Source organism: Bradyrhizobium sp. CCBAU 45321 (genome assembly GCF_028128975.1).
Classification (GTDB): domain Bacteria; phylum Pseudomonadota; class Alphaproteobacteria; order Rhizobiales; family Xanthobacteraceae; genus Bradyrhizobium; species Bradyrhizobium yuanmingense.
In genome coordinates, this window is the sequence record NZ_LFKZ01000017.1 from 372,319 (window position 1) to 398,585 (window position 26,267).

The following is a 26,267-nucleotide window of genomic DNA, read 5'->3' on the forward strand; positions in this document are numbered from 1 at the left end:
TGCCGTTTCCTCGTCGAGCCAGCTGCGGCCGGGCATTCTTGTTCTGGTGCTGATAGCGGCTTGCACCGGCCGCAGCATCCCCATAATTCCACTTAGTGGAAATGGTGGTGGAGGTGGAACATGGCGCAGGTCCGCAGATATGCGGGCGGAGTCGACGGCAACCGGTCGCTCGAGCGGGGCGTCGAGATCCTCCGGGCGTTCCGCCCCGGCGTCGACACGCTCGGCAACGGCGAGATCGCAGAGCGAACAGGCTTGCCGCGATCGACGGTCAGCCGGCTGACCCGGACGCTGGTCAATTCCGGGATGCTCGACGAAGTCCGCAGCGAGCGGGCCTACCGGCTTGCCGCATCGGTCATCAGCATCGGTCACGCCATGAGGACGGGATCGCCCGTGCTCAACGCGATCGGTCCGATGATGCGCGCGGAATCGGCTAGGCGGCGGCTAAATGTCGGGCTCGCGACTGCCGATAGGACCATGATGGTTTATCTGGAATCGATCCGCTACAGCCCTCGCGCGGCGCTGCGCAACGTGGTCGCCGGCCAGCAGGTGCCGATGGAGCTGACGTCGCTGGGTCGCGCCTATCTCGCCGGCACTACAGAGACCGAGCGCGAACGATTGCTGAAGCAGTTCAAGCGGCGCAGCGCGGCTGCAACCAGGGCGCTGCTGGCGGAGGTCAGGCAATCGATCAGCTCGGTCGAGCACGACGGCTATTGCGCGGTGTCGTGGCAGCCCGCCGTTCTCGCCGTCGCAACGCCCATCGTGCTGGAGGGCCTTCCGGTCTACGCGCTCAATATGAGCCTGCAGAATGTCGAGCGCTCCGACGCGCTGACGACCGAGCTCGGCGGATATCTCAATGCGTTCGCGGCCAAGTGCAAGGAGGTGCTGGCGGGGCGGTGAAGCCGAGCGGCGAGGCGCAGCCGCTTGCCCGTCAGCTGGAGGAAGAGGTCACGTCCCCTTACAGTTTCCCATACACCCGCGCGGCCACCGCCTTCAGGCGCTCGACCGAGGCGGACTCCGGATGCGGCTTGACCGGGGCGAACAGGATCGAGGCCTGCCGGCCGTTCTTCCAGACGTGGATGTTGACGGCGTTCCCGTTGCCCTTGGTACAGGAATGCTCGCCGAAGGCTTCGCGGCCGAGCTCGGGGATCGCCACGTGCGTGCAGGGGCCTGCGCGCTTCATCATGCCGAGGGCGGTATCGCGCGAGGTCGTGATCACCGCGACGGTCATGGTGTTGGCCTCACGATCGAACATCATGCAGCTGCCTGCCCCGGTCCGCTGCACCGTCAGCGTGCTGTTGTCGAGAAAGCCGTCGGCATCGGCGGCGGTGAGCCACTCGCAATTGCCGAACCGCTCGCTGCTCCTGCTCACATTGCCGACGGCAACGCGCGCGGCTTCGGCAATCGGCGCGAGCAGCGCATCATCGGCACGCCGGCCGATCGGATAGACGCTGATCTGCAGGATGTAATCGCCGGACAGGGCGACGACCGAGGCCTCCTGGCGCTCCGCGCCCGCCGCGCTCGTTCCACCCTGGCCCTCGTCGCCGGCTCCGGACACTGCGCTCAGCGGCATGCGTTCGCCAAGCGTCTTGACGAAGGTCGCGTACAATTCCCTGGCGCGGTCCTTGTCGGGATTGCGGAACACCGAGAGCATCATCGTGTCGCCGCGCCCGGCCTGGTAGATGCAGCCGCGGCCGTCCTGGTTCGAAATCAGCGACCATTTCAGCGCCGGCATCGCCCGGGCGAGCTCCTGGGCGCTGATGAACGGGCAGGTTTCGGCCGCGCGCGCGGGAAGCACCGGGGCGGATGCGATGGCAAGGAATAAAACGAGCCGGGAGAATAGATGATCGATCGTGCGCATCGGGCAAACTTAGCGGCGCGCCCGACGAGATGAAACTGAGAACTGCTATCTCATTGAATTTTAGCTACAGGAAATCCTATTACGCAGCCCCCGGTGCCTTCGCCACCGTCAGGTCCTTCAGGAACTGCTCCATGAGCGGCTTGTTGCCAAACCGGCGATAAGAGCGCTCTGCCTCCAACGAAAATGTCGGTTGGGCCCCTACCAAGCTTGCCATCGTCAGCTGCGCCGCTTCTATATCACCGCGCCGCCCTTGCAGCGCAGCCTGGATGAGCAGGCAGTTGGCATCGCGCGGCGCCCTTACAAGGCATTCGGAGATCACGGTAGCCGCCTCATCGCGACGATCAGCGGCGTAAAGAGCCTGGCCATGCACATAGGCGTAATATTCCGGCGCCATGGGATGAAGGCGACGCGCCCGCTCGGCATTGGCAACGGCGTCCGCGTAGTCCCCGAAACGGACTTGTGCTTTTGCCAATGCCATCATGCTGTCCGGGTCATTGGGATTCAGTTCGACGGCGCGCTTGGCGGCCTGCAAGCCGCCCGCATAATCGCCCTGCACCGCCAGCCCGAAGCTGATCACCTGATAGCCGAGCGAGAGATTGGGATCGAGGCGCACAGCCTGGCGCGCTTCGCTAAGACCTAGTTCCAGCTCATGCGCTGTCGCCCGACCACTCGACCTCTTGGCCACATCCGCGATGTAAGTGAGGGCCAAGCCCGCACGGGCGGTGGCATAGGCCGGGTCCATTTCCAGCGCGCGCTGATATAGGCCGCGTGCCTCCATAAGTGCTTCCGCATCCTGGACGCCATGCCGGTATCGATGACGGGCCCGCAGGAGAAGATCGTAAGCCTGAAGGTTGTCGGTCGGACGTTGCGCGGCAGCGATGGCTTCATTTCGGCCGATATACGGCGCGAGCTGGGCGACGATTTCCGTGGTCAGCTCGCTTTGTACGGTGAAGACGTCGGCAACCTGCCTGTCGAAGCTGCGCGACCAAAGGTGCGCGCCCGATTTCACGTCGATCAGCTGCGCCGAGACGCGCAGCCGGTCGCCCTCGCGGCGCGCGCTGCCTTCCACCACGTAGGAAACGCCCAGCTTTGCCCCGAGCTTGCGCATATCGCTGTCTTGCCCGCGCACAGCATAGGTGGAGTCGCGCGCGATGATCTGAAGCTCGGAATTCCTTGCAAGCGCGGTGGTCACATCCTCGGTCAGCCCGTCTGCAAAGTACGATTGGTCCCCACCCATGGTCGCAAAGGGCATGACCGCAACTGACGGCCGCGGGTCGGCGCGGGTCTGGTCGAAAGATAGCGCGGCCGGGAGCCGGCTGACCATCGCCGCCAGGGAAAGCGGTTGGATTTGGGTGCCGATGAGGACAAGGGCTACGGCGGCGACGCCATATGACCAGCGCGCAGCGGTACCGCGTAGAACGCGCGGGACTTTTCGCCAGCGATACCATGATGATTGCGCGCGCCGGACCCGGTAGACATTAAGACGCTCGGGAATGTTTTTGGCGCGCCTGCGGCCCACACGCGCGAACACGTCGCCGCGATTGCGGTCTGCGGCCATGACGACAGCGCCGCTAACAAAGATGCTACCGGGATCGGCCATCGTCTCAAGCCGTGTGGCGACATTAACGCCGTCGCCGTACATGTCGCCATTGTCCTCGATGACATCACCGAGGTTGATGCCTATGCGCAGCTCAAACGGGGCGTTGTCGAACCCTTGCTGGATGGCAGTGCCCGCATCAACGGCTTCGTTGACGCTGGGAAACATCGCCAGAAACCCGTCGCCGGTCTTCTTGAAGATGCGTCCACCATGCTGCGCGACTGTGGGCTCGATCAGATTGTCGAAGACCGTGCGCAGCTCTTTATAGGTGGAGGCCTCGTTTTCGGCCATCATCAGGCTGTAGCTGACGATGTCGGCGGCCATGATCGCGGCGAGCTTGCGTTCCATCAACAGTTTCCCTGTACAGGGGCCAGGCGCAACTGGCATTGCGGACATTCTACGCCAGCTTGAAATTAAACCTTCCAACCCGCATGCGGTTATCAACACAGCTCATATATTCGTGAGTAATGAGATCCGTCCGGCGGCGCGCAAGCAGCACCACTCTGCTCATATGGCTGATCCTGAGTTGCCCTGCGGGTTCCCATATGGCGACGGTGAGGCCGGCGCTGGGGTCAGCGGGCCGTCGTCACCGCCCCCTGATATTCGGCCCAGCAATCCGTCGTTTCATAGACGCGGACCGCCCACAGCAGTGGCAGGCTGGGCTTCAAGCGGTCCCAGATCCAGACCGCGATGTTCTCGGCGGTCGGATTCGCGAGGCCGTCGACCTCGTTCAGGCACTGGTGGTCCAGCGCCGCCATGATGCCGGCGAAGCTTGCTTCGATATCGAAGAAATCAGCGACGAAGCCGGTGTGCGGGTCGACCGGCCCATCCAGCTGGACTTCGACCCGATAGGAATGACCATGCAGCCGGCTGCACCTGTGAGTTTCGGGCACGTTTGGCAGCCGATGCGCCGCCTCGAACTTGAACGCCTGCGATATCCTCATCCAGCTCCCCACACGGCATGGCCATCCGGTCTCGGGCCGGTCTGGCGACCAGATGCTGTCCTGTCCTGACCTTTCGGCAAAGAATGGCGCGCCCGGAACGATTCGAACGTCCGACCCTCAGATTCGTAGTCTGATGCTCTATCCAGCTGAGCTACGGGCGCGTGTTTCGCAAGCAGCGCGGACCAAGGCCCGCAAGCAGCCCCCGGCGGAGCCGGAGGGGGTGCGAAAGAGCGCTCTGACTAACCGCTCTTGCCCCGATTGGCAAGGTCTGGGACGGGGAGATTTTGGCGCATCTCGACTTCACCGTCGTCATTCCGGGATGGCCCGGAGGGCCAGGCCCAGAATCCATAACCACCAGCCGGCGTTATGGATTCCGGGCCCGACCCTTCGGGTCGCCCCGGAATAACGGAAGCAATGGAGATCGCCCGCTCGCTTCAGTCGGCCGCCGGCCGAGTTAAGCCCTCTGGCGCTCGTTGCGGATGGAGAGCAGTTCCACGGGACGGTCGGGGATGACGATGCGGAAAGTGGCGCCGATGGTGCCTTCGACCAGGTGGATCTCGCCGCCATGGGCGCGGACCAGTTCGGCGGCGATGGCGAGGCCAAGGCCGCTGCCGCCGGGGCGGCCCGAGGTCTGGAAGGCCTCGAACAGGCGCTCCCGGGTCTTCGGGGGGACGCCGGGGCCGGTGTCGGAGACCTCGAGAATGGCGACGGCGCCTTCGCGCTTCCCGGTGATCCGGATCTGCTGCACACGCCCCTCACCCGCCGCATGGCTTTCGAGCGCCTGGGCGGCGTTGCGGACGAGGTTGAGCAAGACCCGGAACAACTGGTCGGGATCGGCGTCGACCGCGAGCCCGCGCTCGATCGCGGCGACCCAGGCGATCGAAGCGTCGTTGGCGAGCCCCGCGGTCTCCCGCACCTCCATCACAACAGGCTCGATCAGGATCATGCGGCGGTCGGGCGCGGCCTCCTGGGCGCGGCCGTAGGACAATGTCGACTGGCAGAAGGCGATGGCGCGCTCGAGCGAGCGGACGAGCTTGGGCGCAAAGCGCTGCACGCGCGGATCCGGCACGCTGGCGAGCTGATCCGACAGCAGCTGGGCCGAGGCGAGCAGATTGCGCAGATCGTGGTTGATCTTGGAGACGGCGAGACCGAGGGCGGCGAGCCGGCTCTTCTGATTCAGCATCGACATCAGGTCGCGCTGCATGTCGGACAATTCGCGCTCGGCGACCCCGATCTCGTCGCTGCGCTGGCTCGGCACGATGATGCCGGCCGAGCTCTCGGGATTCTCGTGGAAGCCGACCAGGCTCGCGGTCAGCCGCCGCATCGGCCGTACGAAGAGATAATGGAGCGCGAGATAGACGAGGCCCGCGGTCAGCACCGCGATGATCAGCGCGACCACGACGAGGTTGCGGGAGAAGCGGTACATCTGCTTCCGCAGCGGCAGCTCATCGGTGACGATCTCGATGAACTGTGCATTGCCGACCCCGGGGCCGACGATGCGGATCGCCTGGTTGCCGGTCTCCAGCATCATCCGGAACGAGCCGGTGATCGCCTCCCAGGCCGTCATGTCGCGCAGGTCGATGTCGTGCTCGATGGCGGCGGGAATGTTGTCGCTGGCGAGCAGCCGGCGCTGCTGGCCCATCTTGATGGCGACGGCGCGGGCATTGATGCTCTTCAGGATCTGCCGCGACAGCGAATCGGGGACCATGCCGAGCGGCGCCGCATCCAGCACCAGCGCCGCGGTGTTGGCCGCCGCGACGCGGTCGTTCAGCCGATTGACCCAGAAATTCGCGATGGCGGGCACGTAGAGCAGCACCGCGGCGATCATCACCAAGGGAATGGTGAGCAGCAGCAGCTTGCCGGACAACCCGAGCCCGCGCGAGCCGCGGGGCCGCGTCGCCGGCTGGTCTGGCTGATCCAGATCCTGGATCGGCTGGCGATCTGTGGCTGGCACGAAACTCGCCCCTGTTGGCCTTGGCTGATGGAGGATGCGACCCGACCGATGTCCGGTCAAATTACGGATCGCTAATCTGCCGAGGTCGGATGTAAGCGCTGATAGCGCGAGTCGCCACCTCAAGGGTTAAAAACGCCGCGCAAACAGCGATATTCACCACAATCGCGCGCTTGTGCGGCGTTGACGAAGACAAGGCGCTCCCTTATAAGCCGCGCGAATTGTCCGCGATGACCCGGTGCGACACCGGGAGCGGCTCTCTTGGGGCCGAAAAAGGGCCCGTTTTGGGCCGCATCTTCCGGACTTTACCATCAATTCTACAGGCAAATTGCCCGGTCAGCGGAGAAAAACCCGTGAAGCGGACTTATCAACCCAGCAAACTGGTGCGCAAGCGCCGTCACGGCTTCCGCGCCCGTCTCGCCACTGCCGGCGGCCGCAAGGTTCTCGCCGCCCGCCGCGCCCGCGGCCGCAAGCGTCTGAGCGCCTGAGCCGGACCCCCTTTTTGGGATTTCATCATGGATCGGCTGAGGCAGCGGGCGGATTTCCTCGCCGTTGCCAATGGCGCGCGGGTGAATAGTCCCGCGTTCGTCCTGCAAAGCCGCCGCCGCGATGATTCCGGCCCTGTCAGGATCGGCTTCACCGTCACCAAGAAGAACGGCAACGCCCCCGAGCGCAATCGCATCCGGCGCCGGTTGCGCGAACTGGTGAAGCGGCTCGATCCGATATCGATGCAGCCCCACCATGATTATGTCCTGGTTGGACGAAAGGACGCGCTCTCGCGCGACTTCGCCACCATGCTCGACGATCTGCGCATAGCGTTCACGAAGCCCGCGCGGCATACGGCCAAAGCGCGCGGCCACAGGCCGGGTCACGCCGCAGCGACCAGCCGCAAACCGGATTGATGACGAGACAATCGAGATGACCGACAATCGCAATACCATCCTCGCCGTCATTCTGTCCGGCCTGGTGCTGATCGCCTGGCAGTATTTCTACAATGTGCCGCAGATGGAGAAGCAGCGCGCCCAGCAGCAGGCGCAGTCCGAGCTCCAGAAGGGCAGCACGCCGCAGCCGGGCGCGTCCCCGACGCCGGGCAGCGCACCGCAGCCCGGCGCGGCCCAGCCGTCGACGCCGGCCGCGAGCCCGCCCCAAGCGGTCGTTTCGCGCGAGACTGCCATTGCAGCGAGCCCGCGCGTCAAGATCGAGACGCCGCGGATCGCCGGCAGCATCTCGCTGAAGGGCGGCCGCATCGACGACATCGCGCTGGTGCAATATCGCGAGACGGTCGATCCGAAATCGCCCCCGATCGTCCTCTATTCGCCGTCGGGCACGGCGGAGCCCTATTACGCCGAGTTCGGCTGGGTCGCGGCGACGGGCGTGACGGCAAAGATGCCGGATGCCCAGACCGTCTGGCAGCAGGAGGGCAGCGGCAGCCTGACGCCGTCGACGCCCGTGGTGCTGAAATGGGACAATGGCGACGGCCTGACCTTCCGCCGCACCATCGCCGTCGACGATCATTATCTCTTCACCATCAAGGACGAGGTGAGCAATGTCGGCAACGCGCCCGTCACGCTCTATCCGTTCGCGCTGATCTCGCGCCACGGCGCGCCGCATGTCTCCGGCTACTATATCCTGCATGAGGGCCTGATCGGCTATCTGGGCGAACACAGGCTGCAGGAATATGCCTACAGCAAGATCGACGAAGCCAAGCAGGTGAACTTCAAGGCCACCAATGGCTGGCTCGGCATCACCGACAAATACTGGGCCTCCGCGCTGCTGCCGGATACCAATGCCCAGCTCCAGGCGCGCTTCTCGTCGAACCCGGTCGGCAAGGTCCATACCTACCAGACCGACTATCTGCTCGACCCCGTCACCGTCGCGATCGGCGGCACCGCGACGGCCAACGCGCGGCTGTTCGCAGGCGCCAAGGAAGCCGGCGTGGTCGGCATCAACTTCCCGCTCGCGGGCCTCGGCGGCTACAACAAGGCGCTCGGCCTCAACCAGTTCGACCTGCTGATCGACTGGGGCTGGTTCTACTTCCTCACCAAGCCGATGTTCCTCGGCCTCGACTTCTTCTTCCGCTTCTTCGGCAATTTCGGCGTCTCGATCCTGCTGGTGACGGTGATCGTGAAGCTGTTGTTCTTCCCGCTGGCGAACAAGTCCTACGCCTCGATGGCGAAGATGAAGTCGATCCAGCCGCAGCTGCTGGCGCTGAAGGAACGCTATCCCGACGACAAGGTGAAGCAGCAGCAGGAGATGATGGAGATCTACCGCAAGGAGAAGATCAATCCGGTCGCCGGCTGTCTTCCCGTGCTGATCCAGATCCCGGTATTCTTCGCGCTCTACAAGGTGCTGTTCGTCACCATCGAGATGCGGCACGCGCCGTTCTTCGGCTGGATCAAGGACCTCTCGGCGCCGGATCCGACCAACCTCTTCAACCTGTTCGGGCTGCTCCCGTTCGATCCGACCACGATTCCGGTGTTCGGCTATTATCTCGCGCTCGGCATCTGGCCGATCATCATGGGCATCACGATGTGGATCCAGATGAAGCTGAATCCGACGCCGCCGGATCCGACCCAGCAGATCATCTTCAACTGGATGCCGCTGATCTTCACCTTCATGCTGGCGGGATTCCCGGCGGGCCTCGTGATCTACTGGGCCTGGAACAACCTGCTCTCGGTGGTCCAGCAGGGCTACATCATGCGCCGCAACGGCGTGAAGGTGGAGTTACTCGACAATCTCAAGGCGACGTTCGCGAGGAAGGCGACGTAAGCGTCGTCATTGCGCGCGCAAGTGCCTCCACGTTGTCATGCCCGGGCTCGTCCCGGGCATCCACGTTTGGGAGGATGCTCGACAGACAGACGTGGATGGCCGGGACAAGCCCGGCCATGACGAGAGGATAGACCGCTCGCATGAACGAGAAGACCGACGAGCGACTGATCGAGGCCGGGCGAAAGCTGTTCGCCCGCGACTGGCAGTTCATCTGGGCCTCGCCTTCGATCGAAACGCTGCCGCCGATGGCGGGGCTGGAGATCGCCTTTGCCGGGCGCTCCAACGTCGGCAAGTCGAGCCTGATCAACGCGCTCACGGGACGCAACGCGCTGGCGCGCACCTCGCATACGCCGGGCCGCACCCAGGAGCTGATCTTCTTCGAGGTCCCCGGCAAGAACGACCTGCGCCTCGTCGACATGCCCGGCTACGGCTATGCCAAGGCGCCGAAGAGCCAGGTCGCGTCCTGGACCGAGCTGATCCACAAATTCCTGCTGGGACGCGCCAGTCTCGCGCGCGTCTACGTGCTGATCGACGCGCGGCACGGGATCAAGGATGTCGATCTCGAGGTGCTCAAGACGCTCGACCGCTCCGCCGTCAGCTACCAGATCGTGCTGACCAAGGCCGACCAGGTGAAGGCCGCCGAGCTGCAAGCGCGCATCGCCGAGACCGAGGCCGCGCTCGCCAAGCATCCGGCCGCGTTCCCGAACGTGCTCGCGACCTCCTCGCGGAGCGCGACCGGCATGGCCGAGCTTCGCGCCGCCGTGGCGAAGCTCCTGGAAGAGCGGGCCTCGTGATGCCAGCGCACCGCCTGCTGATCGGGCTTGCCGGCTTGATGGGCGCGGCCGCCGTCGCGCTGGCCGCCGCGTCCGCCCATGGCGCGGACGCGAGCCGTCTTGCCTCCGCCAGCGCCATGCTGCTGTTTCATGCAAGTGCCATACTTGCGACCATCGCCTTGCTCACGCGCGGCCTTCTGCACGACGGAATTGGACTCGTGGCGACGTTCGGCTTCGCGATCGGTGCCGCGCTGTTCGCAGGCGACCTCACCTTGCGGCAGTATGCCGGGCACGCGCTGTTTCCGATGGCGGCGCCGACGGGCGGGATGGTGATGATTGCGAGCTGGCTGGCGGTGACGCTGGCCGCGGTGGCGGCGAAAAGGTGATGCTCTCGTGTCCTGGACGCGGTGCGGCACGCAGTGACGCTCCGCAGAGCCGGGACCCAGAAGCGACATGGGCCCCGGCTCTGCAGCGCACCGCTTAAGGAGCGTTGCGCTGCGTCCGGGGCACCAAGACTGCTTTGCGCTGTCCCCGCCAATCGGATAGAACGCGCAACCGACCGACCCGCAGCGAGACCCGCGAATGACCGACATCTCTCCGCTCGACCAGGCCCGCATCCTGTCCGAAGCGCTGCCGCACATGCAGCAATATGACGAGGAAACCATCGTCATCAAATATGGCGGCCATGCCATGGGCGACGAGGAGACCGCGAAGAACTTTGCCCGCGACATCGTGCTCTTGGAGCAGACCGCGATCAATCCGGTGGTGGTGCATGGCGGCGGGCCGCAGATCGCGACCATGCTCAAGCGTCTTGGGATCGTCTCGGAATTCGCCGCGGGCCTGCGCATCACCGATGCCGCGACCATCGAGATCGTCGAGATGGTGCTCGCCGGCTCCGTCAACAAGCAGATCGTCGGCTACATCAACGAGGCCGGCGGCAAGGCGGTGGGCCTGTCCGGCAAGGACGGCAACATGGTGAAGGCGACCAAGACGACGCGCACCATCGTCGATCCGGACTCGCACATCGAGAAGGCGGTCGACCTCGGCTTCGTCGGCGATCCTGAAAAGGTCGACCTCACTTTGCTCAACCAGCTGATCGGCTACGAGCTGATCCCGGTGCTGGCGCCGCTCGCGACCTCCAAGGAAGGCCAGACGCTGAACATCAATGCCGACACCTTTGCAGGGGCCGTCGCCGGCGCGCTGAAAGCCAAGCGCCTGCTGCTGCTCACCGACGTGCCCGGCGTGCTCGACAAGTCGAAGAAGCTGATCCCGCAGCTCTCGGTGAAGGACGCGCGAAAACTGATCGCCGACGGCACCATCTCCGGCGGCATGATCCCGAAGGTCGAGACCTGCATCTACGCGCTGGAGCAGGGCGTCGAGGGCGTCGTCATCATCGACGGCAAGATGCAGCACGCGGTGCTGCTCGAGCTCTTCACCAACCAGGGCACGGGCACGCTGATCCACAAGTGAGAGACGAGCAGCGAAGAAGAGAGGGCGTCATGCCCGGGCTTGTCCCGGGCATCCACGTTCTTTCTTTGCCGAAGCGAGACGTGGATGGCCGGGACAAGCCCGGCCATGACGACCGGAGAAAGTCGAAACACCGCCGCTCCCGCCTCACCCGCTTCCTGATGTCGCTGCCGGCGGCCGCTGTCTCCTTCTTCTTCTCCTCGGCGCCGGCGATCGCCGACCTCAAGATCTGCAACCGCATGTCCTATGTGGTCGAGGCCGCGATCGGCATCGACGACAAGGCGGCGACCGCGACGCGCGGCTGGTTCAGGATCGATCCCGCGGCCTGCCGCGTGGTGGTGCAGGGCACGCTGACCGCCGACCGCATCCTGCTCAATGCCCGCGCGCTCGGCGTCTACGGCGCGTCCCCGATCCCGCAAAGCGGCAACGACATGCTGTGCGTCGCGCAGGACAATTTCGTCATCGCCGCGGCGCGGCAGTGCCGCAGCGGCCAGACGCAGGTTCCCTTCACGCAGGTGACGCCGACGCAAAGCCCGGACGGCAACCTCGTCGCTTATCTCGCCGAGGATTCCGAATATGACGACGAGCAGGCGCGCCTCGCCGGCATCCAGAGGCTCCTGGTGATCGCAGGCTACGACGCCGCGCCGATCGACGGCGTCGACGGGCCGAAGACGCAGAGCGCGCTGGCCGCATTCCTGAAGAGCCGGGGCTTGTCGTCCGACATCGTGGGCTCGCAGACCTTCTTCAAGACCATGGTCGATGCCGTACAGACGCCGTCCTCGACCGGCCTCACCTGGTGCAACGACACGCCGCACAAGGTGATGGCGGCGATCGCGACCGACGACGGCAAGGCCGTGACCAGCCGCGGCTGGTATCGCATCGATCCCAAGACCTGCCTGCATCCCGACGTGACCGGCCAGCCGAAGCAGATCTTCAGCTTCGCGGAAGCGGTCGACGCCGACAACCGAATCGTCAAGCTGAAGGACAAGCCGCTGAATTGGGGCGGCGACAGGCAGCTCTGCACACGCGAGACCAAGTTCGAGACCAGCGAGCAGACCGATTGCGGCGCGCGCGGCTTTGCACCAACGGGCTTCGGCGCGGTAGACATGTCGACCGGCGGCAAGACGCTGCGCTTTGCCGTACCGTGAGCGAGAGACTTGTGATGAGCCCACCCCGCAGCTTCAGCCATGTCGACACCTGGGTGTTCGACCTCGACAACACGCTCTATCCGCATCACGTCAATCTGTGGCAGCAGGTCGATGCGCGGATCGGGGAGTTCGTCTGCAACTGGCTGAATGTCGGCCCGGAGGAAGCGCGGGCGATCCAGAAAGACTATTATCGCCGCTTCGGCACCACGATGCGCGGCATGATGACCCTGCACGGCGTCTCCGCCGACGACTACCTCGCCTATGTCCACAAGATCGACCACTCGCCGCTGGAGCCGAACCCGGCGCTTGGCGCGGCCATCGCAAAGCTGCCGGGCCGCAAGCTGATCCTCACCAACGGCTCGGTCGACCATGTCGATGCCGTGCTGGCGCGGCTCGGCTTCGCCGGCCATTTCGACGGCGTGTTCGACATCATCGCCGCCGAGTTCGAACCGAAACCGGCGGAGCAGACCTACCGCAAGTTCCTCGGCCAGCATGCGGTCGATCCGACCCGCGCCGCCATGTTCGAGGACCTCGCCCGCAACCTCACTGTCCCGCACCAGCTCGGCATGACCACCGTGCTGGTGGTGCCTGACGGCACCAAGGAGGTGGTGCGCGAGGACTGGGAGCTGGAAGGCCGCGACGCCGCCCATGTCGACCACGTCACGGATGATCTGGCGGGGTTTTTGGCGGGGCTGTCGCCCCAATGACCGAAGTCATCCCGGGGCGCGAAGCGAGCCCGGGACGACAGTGGAGTTTGCCTTGACTCCACCCCTGCAAATCCCGAAAAAGCGCTCCAATTCTCGCGAAACCACGCGCTTCCCAGAGGAAATCACGATGTCCCTTGCAGCCCTCGAATCCACCATCAACAGCGCCTTCGACGCGCGGGACGGCATCTCGACCTCGACCAAGGGCGAGGTGCGCGAGGCCGTGGACCAGGCGCTGGAGACCCTGGACAAGGGCGAGGCCCGCGTTGCCGAGCGCGGCAGCGACGGCAAGTGGAAGGTCAATCAATGGCTGAAGAAGGCCGTGCTGCTGTCGTTCCGCCTCAACGACATGGACGTCATTCCCGGCGGCCCCGGCAAGGCAAGCTGGTGGGACAAGGTGCCCTCGAAGTTCGAAGGCTGGGGTCCGAACCGCTTTCGCGATGCCGGTTTTCGCGCGGTGCCGGGCGCGGTGGTGCGCCGCTCGGCCTTCATCGCCAAGAACGTCGTCTTGATGCCGTCCTTCGTCAATCTCGGCGCCTATGTCGATGAGAGCACGATGGTCGACACCTGGGCCACCGTCGGCTCCTGTGCGCAGATCGGCAAGCGCGTGCACATTTCTGGCGGCGCCGGCATCGGCGGCGTGCTCGAGCCGCTGCAGGCCGAGCCTGTCATCATCGAGGACGATTGCTTCATCGGCGCGCGCTCGGAAGTCGCCGAAGGCGTGATCGTGCGCAAGGGCGCGGTGCTGGCGATGGGCGTGTTCCTGGGCGCCTCGACCAAGATCGTCGACCGCGAGACCGGCGAGGTCTTCATGGGCGAAGTGCCGGAATATTCCGTCGTGGTGCCCGGCGCGCTGCCAGGCAAGCCGATGAAGAACGGCCAGATCGGCCCGAGCACCGCCTGCGCCGTCATCGTCAAGCGCGTCGACGAGCGCACGCGCTCCAAGACCAGCATTAACGAGCTGCTGCGGGATTGATGCAAGGCGAGCAGCGAGTAGCCAGTGGCGAATAGGGCGCGGACCCTCTTCCCCATTCGCCATTCACCAATCGCTGCTAGGATCGAACCCACCCACTCTCCATGGCGACCAATGTCCGGGCGGCTCCGTTCCGCCCGGAGCCACTCGCATGGATTGGACTCGGTACCTTTTCCGCTTCGACGGGCGCATTGGCCGCGCCAAATTCTGGCTGGCCGGGCTGATCATCCTCTGCTGGATGATCTTCATGGCGGCAATCGCGGTGGCGTTCGGCGCCGGCTCGTTCGCCATTTCGATCAGCGACATCTTCAAGGTGCTCGACCCAGACACTTATCGCGCGCTGTCGCGCGCCGATCTCCCGCTGGTCCTGACCAAGCTGATCGGCACGCCACTGTTCACGTGGGTGTTCGCCGCGACCTTCGTCAAGCGTCTCCACGACCGCGACAAGTCCGCCTGGTGGCTGCTCGCCTACTTCGTGATGCCTGGTCTGTTCAAGCAGTTCGAAGAGCGACTTCCAGACAGTTACTGGATAGCGCCCATCGCGCTGGCCTGTTTCGTCCTACCCCTAGCCGGCTTCGTCGAGACCGGCTTCCTGCGCGGCACCCGGGGGCCCAATCGGTTCGGTCCGGATCCGTTGGCCCAGAACGACTCCTCGCTGACGCCGCCTGCGAGACGCTGGGACCAGGGCCGCGAGATCGAAATTGTCCCGCTCCATGCTAGCCCACCCGGCGGCATGCATGTTAAGCGGGGCGCATGACCGATGCTCTCTCCATTGCCCGCGACCTGATCCGTTGCCCTTCAGTCACTCCGGCCGATGCCGGCGCGCTCGGGGTGCTCGAAAAAATCCTGGGCGCTGCCGGTTTCACCTGTCACCGCGTGACCTTCAGCGAGCCTGGTACCGCCGACGTCGACAATCTCTATGCGCGGATCGGCACGGAAAGTCCGCACATCACCTTTGCCGGCCACACCGATGTGGTGCCGCCCGGCGACGAGAGCGCCTGGAGCGTCGGGGCGTTCTCCGGAGAGGTGAAGGAGGGCGTGCTGCATGGCCGCGGCGCGGTCGATATGAAGGGCGGCATCGCCTGCTCGGTCGCGGCGGTGCTGGAGCATCTCGCCGCCAACGGCGGCAAGCCGCGCAGCGACGGTAAGGGCTCGATCTCGTTCCTGATCACCGGCGACGAGGAAGACGTCTCGATCAACGGCACCATCAAATTGCTCAAATGGGCCGCCGAGCGCGGCGAGAAATTCGACCACTGCGTGCTCGGCGAGCCTTCCAACGTCGAGACGCTCGGCGACACCATCAAGATCGGCCGGCGCGGCTCGCAATCCGGCACGCTCGTCGTCGACGGCGTGCAGGGCCACGTCGCCTATCCGCACCGCGCCTCCAATCCGGTGCCGGACATCTCGCGGCTGATCGTCGCGATCTCCGACGAGCCGCTCGACCATGGCAGCGCGCAATTCCAGGCGTCCAATCTCGAATTCGTCTCGGTCGACGTCGGCAACAAGGCCTTCAACGTCATCCCCGGCGAGGCCCGCGCAAGATTCAACATCCGCTACAACGACAACCACACCCAGGCGAGCTTGCGTGAATTGGTCGAGACGCGTCTCGCCAAAGCCTGCGGCAACCGCATCAAGGCCCGCATCGTGTGGGAGCCCTCCAACTCGAACGTGTTCGTGACCAAGCCGGGGCCGTTCACCGATCTCGCGGTCTCCGCGATCGAGGAGGTGACGGGACGCAAGCCCGAGCTGTCGACCTCAGGCGGCACATCGGATGCGCGGTTTATTTCCTTCTATTGCCCCGTGATCGAGTTCGGCCTGGTCGGGCAGACCATGCACCAGGTCGACGAACGCGTGCCGGTGGCGGATTTGGAGAGGTTGACGAAGGTGTATCGCGGGATCTTGGCGCGGTATTTTGCTTGAGGCACTGTTGCCTCCGCAAACACGACCGTCATCGCCCGGCTTGACCGGGCGATCCAGTATTCCAGAGACGGCAGTGATTGAGCCGAGAGGCCGCGGCGTACTGGATGCCCCGGTCAAGCCGGGGCATGACACCGAGGTTTGGCGAGAGCATGCCCGCTCTCTGCGCCGCTCGCCTAATAATCCACCTTCATCAAATACAGGCCCTCGGGCGGGGCGACGATGCCGCAGGCGGCGCGGTTGCGGGCTTTGAGCGCGGCGGAGAGATCGTCGGCGGTCCAGCGGCCCTCGCCGACCCAGACCAGGGATCCCACCATCGAGCGCACCTGGCTGTGCAGGAACGAGCGTGCCGAGGTGATGACATTGATCTCGCGACCATCGCGGATCACGTCGAGCTGGTCGAGCGTCTTCTCCGGCGACTTGGCCTGGCACTCGGTGTCGCGGAACGTGGTGAAATCGTGCTTGCCGAGCAGGCGCTGCGCCGCCGCATGCATCGCCTCAGTGTCGAGCTTGCGCGGCACGCGCCAGGCGTGGCCGACATCGAGCGCGAGATTGGCGCGGGTGTTGACGATGCGATAGCGGTAGTGGCGCTTAACCGCCGAGAAGCGCGCCTCGAAATCGTCGGGCACGATCTCGGCCTCGAGCACCGCGATCGGATGCGGGCGCAGATGCGCGTTGAGCCCGTCGCGAAAACGGCCCGGCGGAAACTGCTTGTCGACGTCGACATGGGCGACCTGGCCGCGCGCATGCACGCCGGCATCGGTGCGGCCGGCGCCGTGCACGCGCAGATCCGCCCCGGTCATCGCCTTCACGGCCGCCTCGAGCGCGCCCTGCACCGACGGCAGCGTGTCCTGCACCTGCCAGCCGAAGAACGGCGCGCCGTCATATTCGATGGTGAGCTTGTAGCGGGGCATCGTGTCCAGTTTCGTCGTCATTGCCCGCGAAGGCGGGCAATCCAGCACTCCGCAGCTTATCCGATTGACCGAGAAGCCTCGGCGTACTGGATACCCCGCCTTCGCGGGGTATGACAGTGTCAGGTGAATTTGGATCCCGCCTTTAACGGCACGCCGCGCAGGAAGTCCGCGGCCTGCATGCGGGCCTTGCCCTCGCGCTGCAGCTCGATGATGCGGATGGCGCCGTCGCCGCAGGCGACGGTAAGCTGATCGTCGAGCACCTCGCCAGGCGCGCCGGAGCCTTGCGCCAATTCGCAACGCAGGATTTTGACGCGCGCATCCCCCAGCTCGGCCCAGGCACCGGGAAATGGCGACAAGCCGTGGATGTGGCGCAGCACCGCGCGCGCCGGCTTGCTCCAATCGATCCGCGCCTCGGCCTTGTCGATCTTGGCGGCATAGGTGACCCCGTCCTCGCTCTGCGCCTTGAGCTGGAGCCCGCCGCGTTCGAGCGCGGCCATCGCGCGCACCATCAGGTCGGCCCCCAGCCGGGACAGGCGATCGTGCAGGTCGAGCGCGGTCATATTGTCCGTGATCGCGATGCGCTCGGCCATGGCGACATCGCCGGTATCGAGGCCGACATCCATCTTCATCACCATCACGCCGCTCTCGGCGTCGCCTGCCATGATGGCACGGTTGATCGGCGCAGCGCCGCGCCAGCGCGGCAACAGCGAGGCATGCAGATTGTAGCAGCCGAGTTTTGGCGCATCGAGGATCGCCTGCGGCAGGATCATGCCGTAGGCGACGACGACGGCCGCATCCGCATCAAACGCGCGGAACTCCGCCAGCGCCTGCTCGGTCTTCAACGTCTTCGGCGTCAGCACGGGGATACCCAGCTTTCGCGCGGCTTCCTCGACCGGCGTCGGCTGCAATTGCAGGCCGCGCCGCCCGCCCGGCTTCGGCGCGCGGGTGTAGACCGCCGCGATCTCGTGGCCATGAGCGACCAGCTCGAGCAGCGTTGGCACAGAGAAATCGGGCGTGCCCATGAAGATGAGGCGGAGGGGCATGTAGCTGCGTTCGGTGAGAGTTCTGGTTCTCCGTCATGCCCGGGCGTGTCCCGGGCATCCACGGTCTTGGCGACAAAGCAAGCAAGGCGTGGATGGCCGGGTCAAGCCGGCCATAACGACCTGAGAGAGCCGAGGCCTACTCCGCCGCGCGCTTGGCGGCTTTCTCGAACTTCTTCATGACGCGGTCGCGCTTGAGCTTGGACAGATAGTCGACGAACAGCACGCCGTTGAGATGGTCGATCTCGTGCTGGATGCAGGTGGCGTAGAGGCCTTCGGCATCTTCCTCATGCACCTTGCCGTCGAGATCGGTGAAGCGCACGCGCACCTTCGCGGGCCGCTCGACCTCCTCGTAATATTCCGGGATCGAGAGGCAGCCTTCCTCGTAGACCGAGAGTTCCTCGGACGAGGCGATAATCTCAGGATTGATGAAGACGCGCGGCGCGTGCTTGGTCTCGCCGTTCTCGTCGCGCTTGGCGAGGTCCATGGTGATCAGGCGCAGCGGCTGCGCGACCTGGATCGCCGCGAGCCCAATGCCGGGCGCGTCGTACATGGTCTCGAACATGTCGTCGGCAAGCTTGCGGATCTCCGCCGTGACCTTCTCGATCGGCTTGGAGACCAGGCGCAGCTGCTTGTCGGGCAGGATGATGATTTCTCTGAGGGCCATGGCCGCGATTTAAGCCGCGCGCCGGATGCGGTCAATGCGGCCCGGAACCCGTTAACCCCTCGCTAACCATAAAACTTCACCTTTCATTAACCATGAAAATTAAGGGCCGGTTAACCCAGAATGTTCCCTCTTCGTTCGCGAGAGTGCAGCGAATCGGCTACAAGGCGGCATGAACGAGATCATTGTCATGCTGGGCGACTGGCCGGTGCGCATCGTCGATGCGCTGATCGGCTTCGGTGCGCTCGTCCTCATCCTGCTGGTTGTGATTGCGGTCGTGATCGCGCGCTCGGGGCGGCGTGGCGCGGAACTCGCCATGGCGAACGCGATCCGGGCCGACGAGCTCGAGGAGCGCCTCGCCCAGGTGCTGCGCGCCCAGAGCGAGGCCTCGGGGCGGGTTGACGCCATGACCCAGGCGCTCGCGGGACGCCAGGCCGAGATGGCGCGGGCGGTCAACGAGCGGCTTGATTCGGTGACGCATCGGGTCGGCCAGTCCATGGAACATTCGACCCGCAACACCATGGAGAGCCTGCGCGCGCTGCATGAACGGCTCGGCATCATCGACAACGCGCACAAGAACCTCACCGACCTCACCACGCAGGTGACCACTCTGCGCGACGTGCTCGCCAACAAGCAGTCGCGCGGCGCCTTCGGCCAGGCGCGGATGGAGGCGATCGTCCAGGACGGTCTGCCCAAGGGCTCCTACGAGTTCCAGTTCACGCTCTCGACCGGAAAACGGCCGGACTGCGTCGTGTTCCTGCCCGACCAGCGCCCGCTCTGCATCGACGCGAAGTTTCCGCTGGAGGCGATGACGGCGCTGCACGATGCCCGCACCGACGAGGAGCGACGCGTCGCCACGCAGCGGCTGCGCAGCGACGTGATGAAGCATGTCAGCGACATCGCCGAAAAATATCTCGTCGCCGGCGAGACCCAGGAAATGGCGCTGATGTTCGTGCCGTCGGAATCGGTCTACGCCGAGATCCACGACGGCTTCGACGACGTGATCCAGAAAGCCTATCGCGCCCGCGTCGTGCTGGTGTCTCCCTCGCTGTTGATGCTCGCGATCCAAGTGATGCAGCAGATCATGAAGGACGCGCGCATGCGCGATGCCGCCGACCAGATCCGCACGGAGGTGATCAAGCTCGGCGACGATTTGGGGCGACTGCGCGACCGCGTCCTGAAGCTGCAGAAGCATTTCGCCGACGTGAGCGAGGACGTCCGCCAGGTGCTGATCTCCGCCGACAAGATCGAGAAGCGCGCAGGCCGCATCGAGGAACTCGATTTCAGCAAGAGCGATGCGCCGGAGGCGCCGCGGCTGGTGGCGACGGGAGCGGCCGAGCTGTTTCCGCGGAAGCTCCAGGCAGGGGAGTGAGATTGGGGCACACTGTCATGCCCCGCGAAGGCGGGGCATCCCGTACGCCGCGGCGGTTGTGATCGAACCGAGACGCTGGTGGTTACTGGATCGTCCGCCCCCCTGCGCAATTGCGCGCGGACGATAAGGGCGGTGAGATGGTCACATGGGTGCACGCCTTTACTACGTCTACATTCTCGCCAGCCGAATTGGCGGCACGCTCTATATCGGCGTGACGAACGATCTCGTCCGCCGAGTGGCGCAGCACAAGTTGAAGGTCATCGAAAGCTTCACCGAAAAGTATGATGTCGTTCGGCTGGTCTACTTCGAGCAGTTCGATGATCCCGAGAACGCGATCAGGCGGGAGAAGCGGCTGAAGAAGTGGAACAGGGCCTGGAAGGTCCGCTTGATCGAGCAGCATAACCCAAACTGGGATGATCTCTATCCTGGCATAGCCGGACCACCGTAAGGCGGTCATACCCCGCGAAGGCGGGGTATCTAGTACGCCGCAGCAGTTGTGATTGAACCGAGACGCCGCGGAATACTGGATCGTCCGCCTTCGCGGACGATGACACCGAGAGGGTGGAGAGAGCATCCGCCCCACTGAGCTCGCAAGAGTCATTTCCCCCAGAATCTGCTAACACCCCTCCATGACCGCACCCGACGCGACCTCCCCCGCCGCGACTTCCGCCGCCTCGCCCTCCTGGCGCGACGGCCTGGCCGTTTACCTGCAGCCGCGGGTGCTGATCGTGCTGTTTCTCGGCTTCTCCTCGGGGCTGCCGCTGGCGCTGTCGGGATCGACGCTGCTGGTGTGGATGGCCGAAGCAGGGGTCGATCTTGGAACGATCGGGCTGTTTGCACTGGTTGGAACACCATACACGCTCAAATTCCTGTGGGCGCCGCTGGTGGATGCGCTGCATGTGCCGCTGTTCACGCAGTCCTTCGGACGTCGCCGCGGGTGGCTGGTGTTTTCGCAACTGCTGCTGATCGGCGCGATTCTGCTGTTGGCGCTGACCGATCCGGCACGATCGCCGCTGCTCGTCGCGCTTGGCGCGCTGCTGGTCGCGACGATGTCCTCGACGCAGGACATTGTGGTCGATGCTTTCCGCGTCGAGAGCCTGCCCGAAAGCGAGCAGGCCGCCGGCATGGCCGCCTATGTCGCCGCGTATCGCATCGGCATGTTGGTATCGACCGCAGGCGCCCTGTTCATCGTCACCGGCTTCGAGGCGATCGTTCCTCGTGGCGCCGCCTGGATGTGGGGCTATGTAGTGATGGCGGCTCTGGTGCTGATCGGCACGGTGACTGCGCTCGCCGCCACCGAGCCCGCACAATCCGCGCGCGCAGAGGCCGCCACGCAGGACGAGGGCGCGCTCACGCGGGTGTTCCATGCGGCGCTGGGCGCGTTCTCGGAATTCCTGCGACGCAAGGAAGCATGGGTCGTGCTCGCCTTTGTCGTGCTGTTCAAATTCACCGACGCGTTTTCCGGCAACATGACCGTGCCGTTCGTCATCGATATCGGCTTCACGCGGAACGACTATGCCGTGATCGTCAAGGGCGTCGGTATCGTCGCGACCCTCGCCGGCGGCTTTGCCGGCGGCTTTGTGGCCCGGCGCTATTCGCTCGCGACCAGCCTGTGGATCGGCGGCATCGTGCAGGCGATGTCCAATTTGTCGTTCTCGTGGCTGGCGCTCGTCGGCGTCAACGAATGGGCGCTGACTCTCGCGATCACCTCCGACAATTTCTGCAACGCCATCGGCACCGTAATCTTCGTCGCCTATCTCTCGGCGCTGTGCCAGAACCCGCTGCACACGGCGACCCAATATGCGCTGCTGACGGCGCTCGCCGCGGTGGGACGGACCTATTTGTCGTCGGGCGCAGGCTATCTGGCGAAAGCGACGGGCTGGCCGATGTTCTTCGCGATCTCCGTCCTCGTCGCCATCCCGAGCCTGATGCTGCTGGCGTATTTGCAGAGGCGCGGGCATTTCGAGGCGCTGGGGCCGGTGCGGGTGTAGGACTCACCTCTCTCTTTCGTCATTGCGAGCGAAGCGAAGCAATCCAGACTGTCACCGCTGAGGCAGTCTGGATTGCTTCGTCGCAAGGGCTCCTCGCAATGACGACCGAGGGAGTGGAGCTCCCTACTGCTTCTTGATCAGGCTCCACTTCGTGATCACGGCCTCGCTCATTTGGCCGGGATCGCTGGCGCAGGCGACCTCGTCCACCTTCACGGAGATCTCCTTGCCGACGAAGGATTTCAGCTGCGCGGCCTGCGCCTCGCTGGAGGTGACGAGCTGGAACGTCTCGGGGCCGGTTTCGAGATTGCACAGCCCGTTCGGCGGCGGCAGGCGGCGCGGTTCCGACGTGATCTGGTAGGTCGCGACGCGCTTGCCGTTCTTGGCGTCGCGCACCTTCATCGCGTTCAGCTCGCCGGAGAGCACGTCGCCAGTGTTGATCGGCTTGCCGGGCTTGGACGGCGGCGGTGCCTCGTCACGCTGCTGCGCGGAGATGGCCGGGGTCACCAGCATCAGCATCGTCGCGACCAAAGCGAAGCGTGTGGCGAAAAGTTTCGTCATGTCGTCCGTTCCGTGAAGTCTGGATGGCTAGAACAGGGTGCGCTGCCGCATCGCAGCCGATAGCGTACCTTCATCGAGATAATCAAGCTCGCCGCCGACGGGAACCCCGTGGGCGAGCCGCGTCACCTTCACATTGGCGTCCTGAAGCAGGTCGGTGATGTAATGCGCCGTGGTCTGGCCGTCCACCGTCGCATTCAGCGCCAGGATGATTTCGCGCACTTGCGAATCATGCGCGCGCGCCACCAGCGCGTCGATGGTCAGATCCTGCGGGCCGACGCCGTCGAGCGGCGACAATGTCGCGCCGAGCACATGATAGCGCCCCTGGGTCGCATTGGCCCGCTCCAGCGCCCAGAGGTCGGCGACGTCGGCGACGACGACGATAATCGCCGGATCGCGCTTCGGATCGGTGCAGACGGTGCAAGGATTTTGCGTGTCGATGTTGCCGCAGGTCTTGCAGACCTGGACCTTGTCCAGCGCCACCTGCAAGGCGCTCGACAACGGCATCATCAGCGCTTCGCGCTTCTTGATCAGATGCAGCGCCGCGCGCCGCGCCGAGCGCGGACCGAGGCCCGGCAGCCGCGCGAGCAGCTGAACCAGCCGCTCGATCTCGGGACCTGCAACAGCGCCCATTTTATTGGCCGAACAGCCCCGGCGGCAGGCCGAGCCCGCCGGTGAGGGCCTGCATCTTCTCCTGCATGGCGGTCTCGGCCTTGCGGCGCGCATCAGCGAAGGCGGTGACGAGCAGGTCTTCCAGCACCTCGCGCTCTTCGGCCTTCATCAGCGAAGGATCGATCTTGATGCCCTTGACGTCCATCTTCGCGGTCATGCGCACGGCGACGAGACCGCCGCCGGAAATGCCTTCGACCTCGACGTTGGCGAGCTGGTCCTGCATCTCCTGCATCTTGGATTGCAGCTGCGCCGCCTGTTTCATCATGCCGAGAAAATCAGCCATGGGTGCGTGTCCTTGGAAAGAATGGTTCAGAGATCGTCGCCGTCGGAACCGTCGGGCGGATCGTCGCTGCCATAGTCGGCGTTAATATCGGTTTCCGGGGTCTCGGGAGCAAGCCTGCGGACCTCGACGACCTTGGCGCCGGGGAAACGCGACAGCACCTCCTGCACGCGCGGATCGGCTTCCGCGGTACGGGCATGCTCCTGCTTGGCCGCCTGGTTCACCGAACGCAAAGTCGGCTGGCCCTGCTCGTTGGAGACGATCACGGTCCAACGGCGGCCGGTCCACAGCTCGAACTTCTTCGCAAGTTCCGAGATCATGGTCTTGGAAGCGTTGGGCTCGAGCGCGACTTCCAGCCGCCCCTCCTCGAAACGGACGAGGCGCATGTCGCCTTCGAGCGCGCTCTTGGTCATGATGTCGCGCTTCTGCCCTGCGAGCGCAACCAGCTGGGTGAAGCTCGCGATGCGCAGCTGGGGCGCCGCCCCTTGCGTATCCGGCGCGGGCGCCGCCATCTGCGGCCGGGCGCCACCGCCAAACGCTGGAGCCGAGGCTGTCGGCATCCGCACGGGCGCAGCCGACATCGGCGCTGCGGAGGCAACCGGCGCGGCGGGCGCGCCGCTGCGCGCGCTACTTCCGCCGTTCACGACCGGCGAGCCGCCGCCGTTCTGCTCCAGCATCCTGATCGCTTCGTCGGGCGTCGGCAGGTCGGCGACATAGGCGATGCGCACCAGAACCATTTCGGCCGCGGCTGCGGGACGCGTTGCGGCCTGCACCTCGGCGATGCCCTTAAGCAGCATCTGCCACATCCGCGACAGCACGCGCATCGAGATCTTGGAGGCGAACTCCTTGGCACGCACGCGCTCGGTCTCGCCATAGGCGACGTTGTCGGCGGTCGCCGGGATAACCTTCACACGGGTGACGAAATTGACGAACTCGGCGAGGTCCGAGAGCACGACGATGGGATCGGCGCCGACATCGTATTGGTCGCGGAACTCCTTGAAGGCGGACGCGATGTCGCCGCGCGCCAGCGACTCGAACAGGTCGATGACGCGGGTGCGGTCGGCAAGGCCCAGCATCTGCCTGACGGCATCGGCCTTCACCTGCCCCGCCGCATGCGCAATGGCCTGATCGAGCAGCGACAGCGAATCGCGTACCGAGCCCTCCGCGGCGCGCGCAATGATGCCGAGCGCCTCCGGCTCGATCTCGACGTTTTCCTTGGCCGCGATGCTGGCGAGGTGCTTCATCAGCACGTCGGCCTCGACGCGGCGCAGGTCGAAGCGCTGGCAGCGCGACAGCACGGTGACCGGAACCTTGCGGATCTCGGTCGTCGCGAACACGAACTTGGCGTGCTCCGGCGGCTCCTCCAGCGTCTTCAGGAAGGCGTTGAACGCCGCCGTCGAGAGCATGTGGACTTCGTCGATGATGTAGACCTTGTAGCGGGCGCTGGCCGGGGCATAGCGCACGCTGTCATTGATCTGGCGGACGTCGTCGACGCCGGTATGCGAGGCCGCGTCCATCTCCAGCACGTCCATGTGCCGGCTTTCCATGATCGCCTGGCAATGCACGCCCAGGGTCGGCATGTGGATGGTCGGCCCTTTCACCGATCCATCCGGCATCTCGTAGTTGAGTGCGCGGGCGAGAATGCGCGCGGTGGTGGTCTTGCCGACACCGCGGACGCCGGTGAGAATCCAGGCCTGCGGAATGCGGCCGGTCTCGAACGCATTGGAGACGGTGCGGACCACGGCCTCCTGGCCGATCAGATCATCGAACGAAGATGGGCGGTATTTGCGCGCCAGCACCCGGTAGGGCGCATTGCCGGCCTGGCCGGCGCTATCGGGATCGGGAGGGGCGCCAGCGTCGGTCATCGGTCGATCCGCAATGAAATGTCTCTTGGCCGGCTTTTGCGGAAAGGAGCGCGCTGGCGGCTGGTGCCGCCGGCGCTGGTTCGCTCGAAAACAGGTAGGAGACTGACGAGCGACCCGATCCGGACCTCGTTAGGGCTGCTTCCTTCCGGACCTGACCCGGTTGGCGAGTGGCTCGTCCACCGCCAATCTCCCGGTCCCTATTTGGGGCCAAAGGGAGCGGAAAGCAAGCGGGGTCTGGGGCTGTTCCGACGGCGCTTGGGACTTCCAGCGCCGAATTCGCCCTCATTCGGCCTGCCCCACCGGGTCCGGCGCATAAGGACCATGGCGCATACGGATGTTGTCTGGGGGCGTGGTCTCTGCGACGGTAAGAATCAATCCAGAGAAGCCTTCATGCCCGAACCCGCCTGGTCGCTGCACTCCCGCCTGAAAGAGGACACTATCGATATCGGCGACCTGCCGCTGTCGAAGGTGCTGGTCATTAAGGACGCGCATTATCCCTGGCTGCTGCTGGTGCCGCGACGCGCCGATACGGTCGAGATCATCGATCTCGACGAGGTGCAGCAGGCGCAGCTGATGACGGAGATCTCCCGCGTCTCGCGCGCGCTGAAGGACATCACCAAATGCGACAAGCTCAACATCGCCGCGCTCGGCAACCTCGTGCCGCAGCTGCACGTCCACATCATCGCGCGCCGCACCAGTGACGCGGCCTGGCCGCGGCCGGTGTGGGGCGTGATGCCGCCGCTGGCGCATGACGCCGCGGAGGTTCAGAATTTCATCAGCGCGCTTCGCCGCAAGATCTGGTTGGGTTGAAAG

General features: G+C 65.1%; 27 protein-coding genes, 1 tRNA gene and 1 other RNA gene. 16 read left to right on the plus strand and 13 right to left on the minus strand.

Annotated features, from left to right (window positions below; translation table 11 throughout):
* The first annotated feature begins 120 nt into the window (after window positions 1-120).
* Window positions 121-897 carry an IclR family transcriptional regulator gene (locus ACM43_RS07765; RefSeq protein WP_271539451.1) on the plus strand — a complete coding sequence of 259 codons (777 nt, stop codon included), beginning with the start codon at window positions 121-123 and terminating at the stop codon, window positions 895-897.
* 58 nt (window positions 898-955) lie between these two features.
* Here ACM43_RS07765 and ACM43_RS07770 read toward each other — a convergent pair whose 3' ends face one another.
* From ACM43_RS07770 to ACM43_RS07790, 5 genes are all read right to left on the minus strand, one after another.
* Window positions 956-1,858 (minus strand): hypothetical protein, encoded by a 903-nt coding sequence (locus ACM43_RS07770; protein ID WP_271539453.1) that lies wholly within the window; start codon window positions 1,856-1,858, stop codon window positions 956-958.
* A gap of 79 nt (window positions 1,859-1,937) precedes the next feature.
* Complete coding sequence (locus tag ACM43_RS07775; protein ID WP_271539455.1) at window positions 1,938-3,803, minus strand: tetratricopeptide repeat protein; 1,866 nt, start codon at window positions 3,801-3,803, stop codon at window positions 1,938-1,940.
* Between the two features lie 224 nt (window positions 3,804-4,027).
* Window positions 4,028-4,399 carry a 6-carboxytetrahydropterin synthase QueD gene (queD, locus tag ACM43_RS07780; RefSeq protein WP_271539458.1) on the minus strand — a complete coding sequence of 124 codons (372 nt, stop codon included), beginning with the start codon at window positions 4,397-4,399 and terminating at the stop codon, window positions 4,028-4,030.
* A gap of 84 nt (window positions 4,400-4,483) precedes the next feature.
* Window positions 4,484-4,560: transfer RNA gene (locus tag ACM43_RS07785), tRNA-Arg, on the minus strand.
* A 293-nt stretch (window positions 4,561-4,853) separates the two neighbouring features.
* Window positions 4,854-6,353 carry a sensor histidine kinase gene (locus ACM43_RS07790; protein ID WP_036014057.1) on the minus strand — a complete coding sequence of 500 codons (1,500 nt, stop codon included), beginning with the start codon at window positions 6,351-6,353 and terminating at the stop codon, window positions 4,854-4,856.
* A 350-nt stretch (window positions 6,354-6,703) separates the two neighbouring features.
* On the opposite strand from ACM43_RS07790, the gene rpmH reads away from it, so the two are divergent.
* The 11 genes from rpmH to dapE all read left to right on the plus strand — a co-directional run bounded on the left by rpmH (window position 6,704) and on the right by dapE (window position 16,104).
* Window positions 6,704-6,838 (plus strand): 50S ribosomal protein L34, encoded by a 135-nt coding sequence (gene rpmH, locus ACM43_RS07795; protein ID WP_008542748.1) that lies wholly within the window; start codon window positions 6,704-6,706, stop codon window positions 6,836-6,838.
* 27 nt (window positions 6,839-6,865) lie between these two features.
* The gene (gene rnpA, locus ACM43_RS07800; RefSeq protein WP_271539461.1) at window positions 6,866-7,252 is read left to right on the plus strand and encodes a ribonuclease P protein component; all 387 of its coding nucleotides are present in this window, start codon (window positions 6,866-6,868) and stop codon (window positions 7,250-7,252) included.
* 16 nt (window positions 7,253-7,268) lie between these two features.
* Window positions 7,269-9,119, plus strand: a complete 1,851-nt coding sequence (gene yidC, locus ACM43_RS07805) for a membrane protein insertase YidC (RefSeq protein ID WP_036014059.1) — start codon at window positions 7,269-7,271, stop codon at window positions 9,117-9,119.
* A gap of 140 nt (window positions 9,120-9,259) precedes the next feature.
* A complete protein-coding gene (yihA, locus tag ACM43_RS07810; RefSeq protein ID WP_271539464.1) occupies window positions 9,260-9,913 on the plus strand; it encodes a ribosome biogenesis GTP-binding protein YihA/YsxC in 654 nt (217 codons plus the stop codon).
* The gene (locus ACM43_RS07815) at window positions 9,913-10,278 is read left to right on the plus strand and encodes a DUF423 domain-containing protein (RefSeq protein WP_271539822.1); all 366 of its coding nucleotides are present in this window, start codon (window positions 9,913-9,915) and stop codon (window positions 10,276-10,278) included. Before yihA ends, ACM43_RS07815 begins: the two co-directional genes overlap by 1 nt.
* Before the next feature lie 196 nt (window positions 10,279-10,474).
* Complete coding sequence (gene argB / locus ACM43_RS07820) at window positions 10,475-11,362, plus strand: acetylglutamate kinase (protein ID WP_130363552.1); 888 nt, start codon at window positions 10,475-10,477, stop codon at window positions 11,360-11,362.
* Window positions 11,363-11,520: 158 nt separating this feature from the next.
* Window positions 11,521-12,507, plus strand: coding sequence for a DUF1036 domain-containing protein (locus tag ACM43_RS07825; RefSeq protein ID WP_271539823.1), 987 nt, complete (start codon window positions 11,521-11,523; stop codon window positions 12,505-12,507).
* A gap of 14 nt (window positions 12,508-12,521) precedes the next feature.
* Window positions 12,522-13,214: a pyrimidine 5'-nucleotidase gene (locus tag ACM43_RS07830; RefSeq protein WP_157283363.1), complete on the plus strand. Its 693-nt coding sequence runs from the start codon at window positions 12,522-12,524 to the stop codon at window positions 13,212-13,214.
* Between the two features lie 127 nt (window positions 13,215-13,341).
* Window positions 13,342-14,187, plus strand: coding sequence for a 2,3,4,5-tetrahydropyridine-2,6-dicarboxylate N-succinyltransferase (gene dapD, locus ACM43_RS07835; RefSeq protein ID WP_271539467.1), 846 nt, complete (start codon window positions 13,342-13,344; stop codon window positions 14,185-14,187).
* 148 nt (window positions 14,188-14,335) lie between these two features.
* Window positions 14,336-14,941, plus strand: coding sequence for a DUF805 domain-containing protein (locus ACM43_RS07840; RefSeq protein ID WP_271539468.1), 606 nt, complete (start codon window positions 14,336-14,338; stop codon window positions 14,939-14,941).
* Entirely contained in the window at window positions 14,938-16,104 is a 1,167-nt protein-coding gene (gene dapE / locus ACM43_RS07845) for a succinyl-diaminopimelate desuccinylase (RefSeq protein ID WP_271539470.1), read from the plus strand. The genes ACM43_RS07840 and dapE overlap by 4 nt, the downstream gene beginning before the upstream one ends.
* A gap of 173 nt (window positions 16,105-16,277) precedes the next feature.
* On the opposite strand, the gene truA is transcribed toward dapE, so the two are convergent.
* From truA to def, 3 genes are all read right to left on the minus strand, one after another.
* Window positions 16,278-17,015: a tRNA pseudouridine(38-40) synthase TruA gene (gene truA, locus ACM43_RS07850; protein ID WP_198399719.1), complete on the minus strand. Its 738-nt coding sequence runs from the start codon at window positions 17,013-17,015 to the stop codon at window positions 16,278-16,280.
* A 119-nt stretch (window positions 17,016-17,134) separates the two neighbouring features.
* Complete coding sequence (fmt, locus tag ACM43_RS07855; protein ID WP_271539472.1) at window positions 17,135-18,058, minus strand: methionyl-tRNA formyltransferase; 924 nt, start codon at window positions 18,056-18,058, stop codon at window positions 17,135-17,137.
* A 136-nt stretch (window positions 18,059-18,194) separates the two neighbouring features.
* Window positions 18,195-18,722 (minus strand): peptide deformylase, encoded by a 528-nt coding sequence (def, locus tag ACM43_RS07860; protein WP_157283369.1) that lies wholly within the window; start codon window positions 18,720-18,722, stop codon window positions 18,195-18,197.
* 169 nt (window positions 18,723-18,891) lie between these two features.
* Between def and ACM43_RS07865 the strand changes: the two genes are divergently transcribed.
* From ACM43_RS07865 to ACM43_RS07875, 3 genes are all read left to right on the plus strand, one after another.
* A complete protein-coding gene (locus ACM43_RS07865) occupies window positions 18,892-20,091 on the plus strand; it encodes a DNA recombination protein RmuC (RefSeq protein ID WP_271539476.1) in 1,200 nt (399 codons plus the stop codon).
* A gap of 145 nt (window positions 20,092-20,236) precedes the next feature.
* Window positions 20,237-20,539, plus strand: coding sequence for a GIY-YIG nuclease family protein (locus tag ACM43_RS07870; RefSeq protein ID WP_271539478.1), 303 nt, complete (start codon window positions 20,237-20,239; stop codon window positions 20,537-20,539).
* Between the two features lie 181 nt (window positions 20,540-20,720).
* The gene (locus ACM43_RS07875; protein WP_271539480.1) at window positions 20,721-22,082 is read left to right on the plus strand and encodes an AmpG family muropeptide MFS transporter; all 1,362 of its coding nucleotides are present in this window, start codon (window positions 20,721-20,723) and stop codon (window positions 22,080-22,082) included.
* A gap of 123 nt (window positions 22,083-22,205) precedes the next feature.
* Here ACM43_RS07875 and ACM43_RS07880 read toward each other — a convergent pair whose 3' ends face one another.
* From ACM43_RS07880 to ffs, 5 genes are all read right to left on the minus strand, one after another.
* Window positions 22,206-22,640 (minus strand): hypothetical protein, encoded by a 435-nt coding sequence (locus tag ACM43_RS07880; RefSeq protein WP_157283373.1) that lies wholly within the window; start codon window positions 22,638-22,640, stop codon window positions 22,206-22,208.
* Window positions 22,641-22,667: 27 nt separating this feature from the next.
* The gene (gene recR, locus ACM43_RS07885) at window positions 22,668-23,270 is read right to left on the minus strand and encodes a recombination mediator RecR (protein ID WP_271539484.1); all 603 of its coding nucleotides are present in this window, start codon (window positions 23,268-23,270) and stop codon (window positions 22,668-22,670) included.
* A gap of 1 nt (window position 23,271) precedes the next feature.
* The gene (locus tag ACM43_RS07890; RefSeq protein WP_271539485.1) at window positions 23,272-23,592 is read right to left on the minus strand and encodes a YbaB/EbfC family nucleoid-associated protein; all 321 of its coding nucleotides are present in this window, start codon (window positions 23,590-23,592) and stop codon (window positions 23,272-23,274) included.
* Between the two features lie 26 nt (window positions 23,593-23,618).
* Window positions 23,619-25,454: a DNA polymerase III subunit gamma/tau gene (locus ACM43_RS07895; RefSeq protein WP_271539487.1), complete on the minus strand. Its 1,836-nt coding sequence runs from the start codon at window positions 25,452-25,454 to the stop codon at window positions 23,619-23,621.
* A 94-nt stretch (window positions 25,455-25,548) separates the two neighbouring features.
* Window positions 25,549-25,645, minus strand: an RNA gene (gene ffs, locus ACM43_RS07900) — signal recognition particle sRNA small type.
* 199 nt (window positions 25,646-25,844) lie between these two features.
* Between ffs and ACM43_RS07905 the strand changes: the two genes are divergently transcribed.
* A complete protein-coding gene (locus ACM43_RS07905; protein ID WP_271539488.1) occupies window positions 25,845-26,264 on the plus strand; it encodes an HIT domain-containing protein in 420 nt (139 codons plus the stop codon).
* The last annotated feature ends 3 nt before the right edge of the window (window positions 26,265-26,267 follow it).

What these genes read in the sequence shown, in the direction of transcription:
- dapE (WP_271539470.1), top strand. Translation starts at nt 14,938, where the DNA reads ATGACCGATGCTCTCTCCATTGCCCGCGACCTGATCCGTTGCCCTTCA.
- ACM43_RS07825 (WP_271539823.1), top strand. Translation starts at nt 11,521, where the DNA reads ATGTCGCTGCCGGCGGCCGCTGTCTCCTTCTTCTTCTCCTCGGCGCCG.
- rnpA (WP_271539461.1), top strand. Translation starts at nt 6,866, where the DNA reads ATGGATCGGCTGAGGCAGCGGGCGGATTTCCTCGCCGTTGCCAATGGC.
- ACM43_RS07830 (WP_157283363.1), top strand. Translation starts at nt 12,522, where the DNA reads ATGAGCCCACCCCGCAGCTTCAGCCATGTCGACACCTGGGTGTTCGAC.
- ACM43_RS07905 (WP_271539488.1), top strand. Translation starts at nt 25,845, where the DNA reads ATGCCCGAACCCGCCTGGTCGCTGCACTCCCGCCTGAAAGAGGACACT.
- dapD (WP_271539467.1), top strand. Translation starts at nt 13,342, where the DNA reads ATGTCCCTTGCAGCCCTCGAATCCACCATCAACAGCGCCTTCGACGCG.
- ACM43_RS07840 (WP_271539468.1), top strand. Translation starts at nt 14,336, where the DNA reads ATGGATTGGACTCGGTACCTTTTCCGCTTCGACGGGCGCATTGGCCGC.
- ACM43_RS07765 (WP_271539451.1), top strand. Translation starts at nt 121, where the DNA reads ATGGCGCAGGTCCGCAGATATGCGGGCGGAGTCGACGGCAACCGGTCG.
- ACM43_RS07875 (WP_271539480.1), top strand. Translation starts at nt 20,721, where the DNA reads ATGACCGCACCCGACGCGACCTCCCCCGCCGCGACTTCCGCCGCCTCG.
- def (WP_157283369.1), bottom strand. Translation starts at nt 18,722, where the DNA reads ATGGCCCTCAGAGAAATCATCATCCTGCCCGACAAGCAGCTGCGCCTG.
- ACM43_RS07895 (WP_271539487.1), bottom strand. Translation starts at nt 25,454, where the DNA reads ATGACCGACGCTGGCGCCCCTCCCGATCCCGATAGCGCCGGCCAGGCC.
- queD (WP_271539458.1), bottom strand. Translation starts at nt 4,399, where the DNA reads ATGAGGATATCGCAGGCGTTCAAGTTCGAGGCGGCGCATCGGCTGCCA.
- ACM43_RS07880 (WP_157283373.1), bottom strand. Translation starts at nt 22,640, where the DNA reads ATGACGAAACTTTTCGCCACACGCTTCGCTTTGGTCGCGACGATGCTG.
- recR (WP_271539484.1), bottom strand. Translation starts at nt 23,270, where the DNA reads ATGGGCGCTGTTGCAGGTCCCGAGATCGAGCGGCTGGTTCAGCTGCTC.
- ACM43_RS07815 (WP_271539822.1), top strand. Translation starts at nt 9,913, where the DNA reads ATGCCAGCGCACCGCCTGCTGATCGGGCTTGCCGGCTTGATGGGCGCG.
- argB (WP_130363552.1), top strand. Translation starts at nt 10,475, where the DNA reads ATGACCGACATCTCTCCGCTCGACCAGGCCCGCATCCTGTCCGAAGCG.
- ACM43_RS07870 (WP_271539478.1), top strand. Translation starts at nt 20,237, where the DNA reads ATGGGTGCACGCCTTTACTACGTCTACATTCTCGCCAGCCGAATTGGC.
- ACM43_RS07775 (WP_271539455.1), bottom strand. Translation starts at nt 3,803, where the DNA reads ATGGAACGCAAGCTCGCCGCGATCATGGCCGCCGACATCGTCAGCTAC.
- fmt (WP_271539472.1), bottom strand. Translation starts at nt 18,058, where the DNA reads ATGCCCCTCCGCCTCATCTTCATGGGCACGCCCGATTTCTCTGTGCCA.
- yidC (WP_036014059.1), top strand. Translation starts at nt 7,269, where the DNA reads ATGACCGACAATCGCAATACCATCCTCGCCGTCATTCTGTCCGGCCTG.
- ACM43_RS07770 (WP_271539453.1), bottom strand. Translation starts at nt 1,858, where the DNA reads ATGCGCACGATCGATCATCTATTCTCCCGGCTCGTTTTATTCCTTGCC.
- yihA (WP_271539464.1), top strand. Translation starts at nt 9,260, where the DNA reads ATGAACGAGAAGACCGACGAGCGACTGATCGAGGCCGGGCGAAAGCTG.
- truA (WP_198399719.1), bottom strand. Translation starts at nt 17,015, where the DNA reads ATGCCCCGCTACAAGCTCACCATCGAATATGACGGCGCGCCGTTCTTC.
- ACM43_RS07865 (WP_271539476.1), top strand. Translation starts at nt 18,892, where the DNA reads ATGAACGAGATCATTGTCATGCTGGGCGACTGGCCGGTGCGCATCGTC.
- ACM43_RS07890 (WP_271539485.1), bottom strand. Translation starts at nt 23,592, where the DNA reads ATGGCTGATTTTCTCGGCATGATGAAACAGGCGGCGCAGCTGCAATCC.